The organism is Dactylosporangium siamense (genome assembly GCF_016862795.1).
Classification (GTDB): domain Bacteria; phylum Actinomycetota; class Actinomycetes; order Mycobacteriales; family Micromonosporaceae; genus Dactylosporangium; species Dactylosporangium siamense.
The window spans coordinates 64706-74411 of sequence record NZ_BONQ01000004.1; the positions used below are offsets into that span (position 1 = coordinate 64706).

The following is a 9706-nucleotide window of genomic DNA, read 5'->3' on the forward strand; positions in this document are numbered from 1 at the left end:
TGCAGCCGGCGGGCGGCGGACCCGACGACGTGCTGGCGGACGGCGACGTCGGCGGCGACGAGGTCGGCGGTGTGGTCTGCCCGTTGGCGGTGCAGGTGACCTGCGGCGCCGGGCTGGGCACGGCCCCGTTGGCCAGGAAGCCCAGCGTGGTGCTGCCACCGCCAGGGACCGTGCCGTTCCAGGCCGCGTTCACCGCCGTGACGGCGGTGCCCGACTGGGTCAGCACCGAGTTCCAGCCCTGGCTGACCTGTTGACCGCCGGACCAGTTCCAGCCGACGCGCCAGCCGGTGACCGGTGCGGTGCCGGGGTTGGCGACCTTCACCTCGGCCTGGAAGCCTCCCTGCCAGTTTCCGGTCACCTGGAACGTGGCGGTGCAGCCCGCGTTGCCCGCCGGCGGCGGGCCGCTGGACGAGGGCGAGGCGGACGCGGACGCCGACCTGGACGGCGACGCCGAGGTGGACGGGCCGGGGTCGGTGGTGCCGACGCCGGTCACCTCGCCGTGGCCGCCGTCGAAGACCACGTCGGAGCAGCCGTAGAACGTCTCGGTGCTGTCCGACCGGGACCACACGGAGTAGATGATGTGCCGGCCGGACTTGCCCGCCGGCAACGCGCCGGTCCAGTAGTAGTGCCCGTCGTTGGTGCCGGGCGAGCCGACCTGCGGCGGGTTCGTCTTCTGCAGGAACGGCGTGGACTCCAGGTCGGACCAGGCGAACGGGCGCGTCGGGTCGAAGCCGTCCTTGGTGACGTACAGCGAGAACGTGCCCGGGTGCGCAGCCCAGTTACTGTAGTCGAACTCCATTGTGGAGCCCGACGTGAGGTGGGTTACCGGCCAGTCGGACCGGTTCAGGTCGAAGCCGGCGAAGTCGTAGACGGTCGCGCCGCCGCTGCACAGCTTGCCGTCCGGGATGAACCCGGCGGTGCGCCCGGCGCCGTCGGAGCGCAGCACCGCGAACCAGTTGTACAACGAGTTCGGTCCGCTCTGCCCGACCGCCGCGGCGCACGCCGGGTTCTTCGGCTGGATCGCGCCGGTGGCGTTCAGGCCGTCCTTCCAGCACAGATAGGTCCGGCTGCCCGGCACCATCATCGCGCCGTGCGCGGCCGCCGGGTCAGCGGCGATGACCACAGTGCCCGCCCCGACGGTCGCCGCCACGAGCCAGAGCGCGAGTCTGCGCCGTCGATGCAGTCGTCGATTCAATGGAACCCCTCTCCCAAGACATGCAACTTCGTGGATTGCACGGGGTGTGACGGGCCGCTGGCAACGAACCGGCGGGCAAAGGCCGCATCGACGCTGGAAGGCTGTGAAACATTCACCGAATGGTCGGATATTTCGATACTTCAGGTGAACCGCTCGCGCGAGACACGTGCGACCCTCGATGCTTACCGCCATGTCGAGCACTGGACCGGCAGCGGTCCTCGAAGCGGCGGAGCTCTGTCTTGCCGCCGGCGATCACGCCGAGGCCGCCCGCCTGCTGGCGGAGGCCCTGATCACGGGCCCCTCCGACCCGATCCTGCTGCGCGTGCTCGCCGACGCGCAGTTCGAGATCGGCTGGGACGGCTGCGCGCTCGCCCTGCTCGCCGAGGCTCAGCGCGTCGCACCCGACGACGGCGTCGTGGCGATCGACCGCAACTACCGGCTCCGCGAGCACGGCCGGTTCGCCGAGGCCCTCGCCGCGCTCGACAACCTGCCCCCAGACGCAGCGGTGACGCGGGCTCAACGCGCCGCGACCTACGCCGACATGAGCCTGCCGGTCCTGGCGCTGGAGACGTACCCGGCGGACCGCCGCGGGCTGTGGTGGCGCACCGGCGGCCCGGTCGCGGTGCTGCGCGGCGCCCGGCGGCGGGCGGAGCAGCGGGTGCTCGCCGAGCTGCTCGACGCGGCCGGCCACGCGCCGCCCGCCCCCGTGGACCTGCCCGCACTGCTCATCCGGATCGTCAACGGCACCGGCCAGGACCGCGACGCGCTCGCCGCCGTCCGCGCCGCCCAGGACCACCTCACCGATGACCGGCGGGCCCAGGCCGCGGCGGTTCTGGCCGACGCGCTGCGCCGCGACTCGACGCATCCGCTGCTGCTGCGGTTCGCGGCCCGCGTCGCGGAGACGCTGGACCGGCTCGGGCCGGCGCTCGCCCTGTACCGCCGGCTCGCCGTGGACCCGAGCCCGGTCGAGGTGCTCATCGACCAGGGCGACCTGTTGATCCGGATGCACCGGCTGCCGGAGGCCGTGCGGTTCGTCGAGAGCCTGCCGGCCGGGATGGCCCGCGCCGACGGCCTGCGCCGGGTCGTGGCGAACGCCTACCGCGAGGCCGGGCTGCCGACCGCGGTGGCCGGTGCCTACGACCGGCGCGGGATCGTGGCGGACTGGCACCGGGCGCTGTGGTGGCGCACCGGTGGCCCGCTGCCGTCGCTGCGCCGGCGGTTGCGCCACCGCGACGCGGAGACCGTCGCGGCCTGGACGGCTCTGCCGGTCGAGGACCTGCTCGGGCCCCTGCTCGCGGTCGACGCCGCGGACCTGATGGCCGCCGCCGCCCGCGCCGCGGCGGTCCTGGAGCAGGCCCGGCAGGCGGACGAGCGGCACGGCTCCGCGGCCGCGATCGACGTCCTCGCCGCCGCGGCCGCCACCGATCCGGATCAGCAGCTCGTCAAGGACCTGGCGAAGGAGCTGACCTACGACGACCGGGAGGAGGAGGCCCTCGCCTGGTTCGACCGGGCCGCAGCGGCAGACCCGGCCGACGTGGAGGTGGTCGAGGGACGGCTGCTGGCCCTGACCTGGCTGGACCGGACCAGGGACGCCCTGGACCTGTTGGAGACGCTGCCGCCCGCCGTCCGGGCCGCCGAGGCGATCCGCAGCCGGGAGTCCTGGCTGTATGAACGGCTCCGGCTCTGGACCCCGGCCCTGGACGCGCTCCGCCCGGTCGCGACCGTCCCGTCGTGGAACCGCTCGACCCACCGGCACCTCTGGTGGCGCACCGGAGGTCCGCTCTGGATGATCCGGCGGCGGATGCGCGACTCCGACAGCCACGCCACCTGGTCGTGGCGCTCCGTGAGCACGCCGCTGCTGTCCACGTTGGACAGTGTGGTGCCGTCCGCCACTCCCGCCATGCGGACCCTCGTGGACGGCAACCGGCTCAACCACGAGGTCCTCACGATGCTGTGGGAGCGGGCGAACGTCGCGGTCCGGATGACCGCCGGCTTCCTCGCGACGATCGCCGCGTGCGTCTTCCTCACCCGGACCGCCGCGACCACGGTCGACCTGCCGACCGGCTGGGCCGTCCTCGTCGGGGCCGGCACCACCGCCCTGGCCTACCTCGGCCTGCGACGCTGGCTGTTCCGGCACACCCGCGCCGACTCCGTCCGGCTGGTCCTCGACGAGGCGGCGCCGCGGATCGTCGGGCTGGCCCTCGCCGGGGCCGTGCTCTACCGGCTCCGCGACCACTACGGCGGCTGGCCGGCACTGGCCGGCGGCGCCCTCGTCGCGCTCGCCGTGATGGCGACGGCCCGGCTCGCCGCCGCGGCCGCGTGCCGGCTGGTCGCCGCGCGGGTGATGAGCCGGTTCGTGCGCCGGGAGCCGCGCGCCGCCGCGCTCACCGAGACGCTCACCCTGCTCAGCGAGCTGCGCCCGCGCGGGCGGCGCAACGACCTGTCGTGGCGGCGGGCCTGGCTGTGGCGGCTGGAGCGGATCGCCCAGGCCGTGGAGCACGACCTGCCGGCCACGTTCGGGCTGGTCGACCCCGACACGCAACGGCAGCTCACCGACGGCGGCCGGGGCGCCGCCCGGGCCGTGCGGCAGTTGAAGTTCCTCGTCGCGGCGCCGTCCTCACCGGACGCGTGGCGGCGGGTCGAGGACGTGCTGCGGCACAACGTGGGCGCCCTGGCGACCGGCGAGCTGGGGCGGTTGCGCCGGGCCGACCCCGCCGCGGTCCCGGCACCGGTCCGGCGCGGCCGCCGGGCGGTCGCCGGCGAGGTGCTGCGCACCGTCGTGTTCGCCGGGCTGCCGCTCGCCGTGGTGTACCTGGCCCAGCCGTGGCTGTCGTTCTCCGAGACGGTGCACGACTGGGCGAAGGTGGTCGGCCTGGGCTGGGCGCTGCTCTACGTCCTCATGACCCTCGACCCCACGCTGCAGGAGAAGCTCAGGACCGCGCTGTCGATGATCACCCTCGGCCAGACCGGCGACCCCGCTGCGGTGGCACGTTCCCGGGATTCGGGGCCGCCGCCACCTCCGTAGAGTTCTGGGTATCGCAAGACACCCCGCAGCGGTGCCGGTCAGCCTGAAAAACGGCGGGCCGGCATTGTCTCGTGGCACAGGACAACGGGCGGGCCTCCACGAGGAGACCCGCCCGTCTTGCCGGAACGGTCAGACGGTGTACGGAATCCGCAGCGTCGACTGGTTGCCGTTGGCGGCGGAGGCATCGATGCGCACCGTGGTGGCCGCGTTGCCGATGGCGTTCCAGACCTCCAACCGGACGCAGCCGTTGCTCATCGCGCCGAGGCTGCCGGTCGAGGAGGACAGGCCGACCGCCTGGGTGTAGTTCTCCACCCCCGGCACCGGGTCGGTGGCGAAGTACCGGTAGGTCTCCACCCGCTCGTAGCTGCCGTTGTTGGTGAGGTCGTAGGACACCCGGGCCTGGATGCCCTGTCCGACGGTGTTCGCGGCGTCGACGTAGAGCGAGAACGCCGTGGCGGTGCCGTTCGTCGAGCCGGTGATGCCGCACTTCGTGTAGGTGACCGGGTTGTGCGGCGTGCCGTCGTAGTTGCCGTTGGCGGCGCTGACCGTCTGCGTGCCCGCGGCCGTCCCGGCGGTCGTGTTGAGCGCCGGCCCGCTGCGCAGGTAGAACAGGTTCGACCCGACCGGGGGCTGGGACGACGGCGGCTGCGAGGACGGCGGCTGGGACGAGGGCGGCTGCGAGGACGGCGGGTTCGACGTCGGCGGCTGCGACGTCGGCGGGTTGCTGGTCCCGCCGCCGCCGACCCAGGTGTACGCCCCGGTTGTCGCGGTCTTGCCGGCGGGCACGGTCAGCGTCCGGCCGTCGGAGAACGTGACGTTGAGCGGCGAGCCGGTCAGGTTCGACGCCACGTAGGTCTTCGCGCCGTTCTTGGTGAACACCGCGTAGAGCGGGGTGTTCGCGGTGACCGACGTGTCGACCTGGCCGAGCGCGGCGAGGTTGCGCAGCCAGTGGAACGTGTGGGCCTTGCTCTCACCTTCCTCCGGCGTGTATCCGGTGTTGGCCCGGAAGTTCGCCAGAGCGGTGTCGCCGTTGCCGAGGGCCTGGAAGGACCACAGGACGTCCTGCCAGACGGTCGGCGGGCCGCCGTTGTTGGTGACCAGCTCGTTCCAGTTGACGCTGTTGTAGGCCGGCTTGTAGCCCATGTACAGCGAGCCGCCGGTGATCGGCAGCATGTTGATGCCCTGGATCATCTCCGGCTCGCCGGAGAACCAGGTGGCGTACGCGCCGCCGTCGCCCCAGACCATGCCGACGGTGTTGTGCGCGAAGGTGCTCGGGAAGTTCTGGTTGGACGAGTCGAACCAGTACTCCTGGATCGCCTGCGCCTGCGTGGTGTAGATGAACAGGCCGGCGTCGCGCACCGCGGTGTTGCCGGTCGCCTGGCCCCACTGGATGAGGGCGTTGGCGAAGTTCATGCCCTCCGAGGAGGACTCCTGGTTGTTGCCGGCGCCGAACGCCCCGTGCCCGGAGGCCCAGTCGTGGCCCGCGTAGATGTCGAAGTCCCGCAGGAACGGGAACATCGTGTCGTTGCGGTCGGGGTTGTTGGCGTCGCGGATGAGCAGGTTCACCATGCTGCCGTAGGCGTTGCTGGCGGCCCAGGCCGGGTCGAACTTCGCCAGGGTCGCGGCGGCGGCGATGTAGTAGCCGTAGTGGAAGTGGTGGTCGTTGAGCTCGCTGTCGGAGCCGTAGGAGGCGGGGTAGCCGATCAGGGTGCCCCAGTTGGCGTCGTACACGAACAGCCGGGTCGCCTCGCCGGGGCTGGCGGTGAGCCAGTTGGTGAGCCGGGTCCGGATCGCGTTGAGCAGCGAGTCGCGCTGGGCGGTGCGGCCGAGCTGGTCGGCGATCTCCGCGGCGCGGGCGGCGCGGCCGAGGCCCTTGCCCGTCCAGTACGTGTCGTCGCCGAAGCCCGCGAGGGGATCGCCGGTCGCGACCTGGTCGAGGTAGCCGCCGAGGGTGGTGAGGTCGGCGCCGCTGCTGTCGGCGACCGCGGGGATCTCCGGCAGGACACCCTGGTACTTCGTGCCGGTGGTGAACGACGAGACGCCGGTGAGCGTCTTCATCGCCCCACGGGCGGAGACGTAGGTCGGCGCGATCGGGGTGGCCCCGGTGAGCGCCTTCCACTGGTGCGGGTAGAGCGACACGACGGTGCCGGTGCCGCTGCCTTCACGGGCGGTGGTGGTGTACGTGTACGTCGCGTTGACCGTGCTCGTCGCGGCGCTGTACGCCCAGCTGATCCTCGTGTTGGTCACGTGGTTGTGCGCGTAGGTGCCGTAGGTGTCGGCCAGGGCGGTCCGGTCGGCGGCCGGCGTCGACGGGGTCGTCGGCAGCACCGCCACCGAGTAGTAGTCCTTGCCGGCCAGGGTCGAGGTGATGGTGCTGCCGCTGACGGTCCAGGTGGCCCCGGTCGGCGCGTAGGCGACGTAGTCGTGGCCGCGGACGGTGAAGCCGATCCGGGCGCCGCTGTTGCTCCACACCGCCGGTGCGCCACCGAACGTCAGCTGGGCGCTGCCGCCGCTGGTGCGGGCGTAGACGAACGGCAGGCCGTGGCCGATGGTGGCGCGCAGCGTGCGGGCGCCGTCGGACCAGTACGGGGTCACGGTCCAGTCGGTCCAGCCGTCGACCTTGGTGTCCGGGGAGTTGAGGCCGGCCACGCCGAGGGTGAACTCGGTGGTGTACGGGAAGTGGTACTCTCCCGGCCCGGTGGCGGTGCCGGAGATGGCGGCCTCGGTGGTGTAGCTGACGCCGAGCCCGTTGTTGGCGGGTTTGAACGCCAGCGGGTGCGCGTTCAGCGGCTCGGAGTAGGCGCAGTTGAACTTCTTGAACAGCAGCGACGACCACCAGTCGTTGGTGGGCACCGCGCCGGCGGGGGCGTTGGCGGTGACCCACTGGCGGGGGTTGGTGCCGATCGATCCGCAGCCGGCCGGCGGGGCCTGCCCGGCGGGTCGGGTCGTGGCGTAGCTGCCGGAGCCGAGGGTGTCGGCGGCGGCACTCTGCAGGGCGACGAAGGTGACGGCGGTGGCGACGAGCGCGAGGGCGGCGGCGCCCGCGAACAGGGGTCGGCCTCGGGTAAGGCGCATCGGGTGGGACTCCGATCAGAAGTTGGCGGCTTCTTGGGGTCCCTGGTGATTTTGGGCAACCGATCTGACCATTGTCAATGGTCAACATCAGAGAGCGCTCTCAAACAGCGCGCTGAGCTGCGCTTTTATGCTGAGAGCGCTTCCCGCCAGTGAGTGAGTAGGACGTCCAGCGCGGCCAGGACGCGGCGCCAGGACGCCTCGGTGTCGCGCGGGTCGTTGAAGCCGCCGCGGCACTCCAGGTCGACGAACCCGTGCAGCGTGCTGCGCAGCAGCCGCACCGCGTCGGTGGTGTCGGGCTCGTCCAGTCCGTAGCCGCGCAGCATCCCGTAGATCAGCTCGATCCCGCGCAGGGAGCCGGCCGGAGCGGAAACGGCCGGGTCGATCGGCTGCTGCATCGCCGCATAGCGCCCCGGATGCGCGCGGGCGTAGTCGCGGTAGGTGTCGGCGAACGCGACCAGTGCGTCCCGCCCGGACCGTCCGGCCACGGCCGGGGCGAGCAGGTCGGCGAACTCCGTGGCCGCGAGGAGCGCGATCCGGACGCGCAGGTCGCTCAGGCCGCGCACGTGGGAGTAGAGGCTGGCATCCTTGACCCCGAAGTGCCGCGCCACCGCGGACACGGTCACGCCGGCCAGACCCACCTCGTCCGCGAGGTCCGCGGCGGCCCGCGTCACCAGGTCGGCGGTCAGTCCCGCACGTCTCATCCTAGGCACAATAGTCGTTTGCCTAGGGTCATTAGGCATCGGTACCGTCGGCGCTGTGAAACCACTGACCGAGCCCGACATCCGCGCGTCCTTCGTCAACTGCTCCAAGGGCGAGGCGAAACGCCTGAGTCTGCCCCGGGACCTGGCCGAACGGCCCTGGGACGACCTCGACTTCCTCGGCTGGCGCGACCCCGGCGCCCCGGACCGCGCCTACCTGATCGCGCCGCACGGCGACGACGACCAGATCGTCGGCGTCACGCTGCGGCTGGCGTCCCAGCAGCGCGGCTTCCTGCACCGCAACATGTGCTCGCTGTGCCTGACCACGCACGGCGGCAACGGGGTGTCCCTGATGACGGGCCGCCGCGCGGGCGAGGCCGGCCGGCGGGGCGACTCGGTCGGCGCGTACATCTGCACCGACCTCGCGTGCTCGCTCTACGTCCGCGGCCGCAAGACCCCCGACACGGGCACCCGGCTCCGGGAGACCCTGACCGTCGAGGAGCAGGTGGAGCGGACCCGGGGCAAGCTGGCCGCGTTCCTGGCCCGGCTGCTGTAGCCGGTTCTGCCGACCAGCGTCACCACCAGCCCTGCCGCTTCGCCCAGGTCAGCAGGGTGCCGGACATGATGACCATGATGACCAGGGTGGCGGCGAGGTGCAGCCCGCGGGTGTGGTCGTTGACGATGAGGTTCATGCCGAGCACCGACGACAGCGCGGTGATCGGCAGGGTGACCGCGGCGATCACCGCGAGCCGCTCCGCCGCGATGGTCATCTTCGTCTCGGTCCGCGCCTGGTAGAACTCGATGACGCCCTGCAGGTACTCCCGCTCGCCGTCGGCGACCGACCGGACCCGGCTGAACTGGTCGACGACGTCGGCGATGTGGTGCTCGTCGCGCGGCCGGCGGGACAGGGTGGCCATCCGCCCGTAGATCTCGGCGCCGAGCGCGGCCATCGTGCGCACCGCGAGCAGGCCGTGCCGGGCCTGGAACAGCTCCTCCAGGAACTGTTCCGGGTTGCCGAGGTGCCCGGCGGTGACCCGCTGCTCGAGCCGCCACACGTCGGCGGTCATGTCCTCGACGAGCGTCTCCTGCAGCCGGCTGATGCCGGACACGATCGCGTAGGACAGCTCGAACGGCGTGGCCGGGGCGAGCTTGCCGGCCTCGATGCGGCGCAGCACGTCGCGGGTCTGCCGCAGCGGGATATCCGGCGGGACGGCCGGGTTGGTCGGCCCGTGCACCGTCACCAGGAACCACGCTCCGATGAACTGGTCCAGCTCGACGTAGTGGACGTGGCCGCGGGAACCGAGGTGGGGCGCGTGCAGCACCACGAACACATGGTCCTGGTAGGGGTGGATCTTCGGCACCCGGTTGCGCTGCGCGGCGTCGCGCAGGGCGAGCGGGTGGAAGCCGAACACCTCACCCAGCACCGTGACCGCCGCCGCGTCGCAGACGGGCACGTCGACCCACAGCAGGCCGTCACCGTCGGACAGCCCTCCCAACAACTCGGGCAGCTCCTCGACGGTGTGCGTGCTCACCACGCCTGACCGGATGATCCGGACGTCCATGCGGCCACGATCGCACACCCCGGCGGCGGCGTCACCGGTCCTTCGCGCCGGCCACGACGGTGCCGGCCGCGTCGGTGGCGACCCCCGGTGACCTTCGAGGTCTCCCGCGCCGGCACCCCGGGCGGGTTGCATGCATTCCATACTCCGCAGC

General features: G+C 72.3%; 5 protein-coding genes and 1 pseudogene. 2 read left to right on the forward strand and 4 right to left on the reverse strand.

Going from position 1 to position 9706, the window contains the following annotated elements; translation table 11 throughout:
• Nucleotides 1–82: 82 nt before the first annotated feature.
• Nucleotides 83–1183 (reverse strand): annotated as a pseudogene (locus Dsi01nite_RS57045) (lytic polysaccharide monooxygenase); the annotation flags it as partial.
• A 202-nt stretch (nt 1184–1385) separates the two neighbouring features.
• On the opposite strand from Dsi01nite_RS57045, the gene Dsi01nite_RS00970 reads away from it, so the two are divergent.
• Nucleotides 1386–4220, forward strand: coding sequence for a tetratricopeptide repeat protein (locus tag Dsi01nite_RS00970; protein ID WP_203844038.1), 2835 nt, complete (start codon nt 1386–1388; stop codon nt 4218–4220).
• 129 nt (nt 4221–4349) lie between these two features.
• Here Dsi01nite_RS00970 and Dsi01nite_RS00975 read toward each other — a convergent pair whose 3' ends face one another.
• A complete protein-coding gene (locus Dsi01nite_RS00975; protein ID WP_203844039.1) occupies nt 4350–7295 on the reverse strand; it encodes a glycosyl hydrolase in 2946 nt (981 codons plus the stop codon).
• Between the two features lie 125 nt (nt 7296–7420).
• Nucleotides 7421–7996 carry a TetR/AcrR family transcriptional regulator gene (locus Dsi01nite_RS00980; RefSeq protein WP_203844040.1) on the reverse strand — a complete coding sequence of 192 codons (576 nt, stop codon included), beginning with the start codon at nt 7994–7996 and terminating at the stop codon, nt 7421–7423.
• Between the two features lie 55 nt (nt 7997–8051).
• Between Dsi01nite_RS00980 and Dsi01nite_RS00985 the strand changes: the two genes are divergently transcribed.
• A complete protein-coding gene (locus Dsi01nite_RS00985) occupies nt 8052–8549 on the forward strand; it encodes an FBP domain-containing protein (protein WP_203844041.1) in 498 nt (165 codons plus the stop codon).
• A 19-nt stretch (nt 8550–8568) separates the two neighbouring features.
• Here the strand turns inward: Dsi01nite_RS00985 and Dsi01nite_RS00990 are convergent, their stop codons facing one another.
• Nucleotides 8569–9555 (reverse strand): magnesium transporter CorA family protein, encoded by a 987-nt coding sequence (locus Dsi01nite_RS00990; protein WP_203844042.1) that lies wholly within the window; start codon nt 9553–9555, stop codon nt 8569–8571.
• Nucleotides 9556–9706 lie beyond the last annotated feature (151 nt).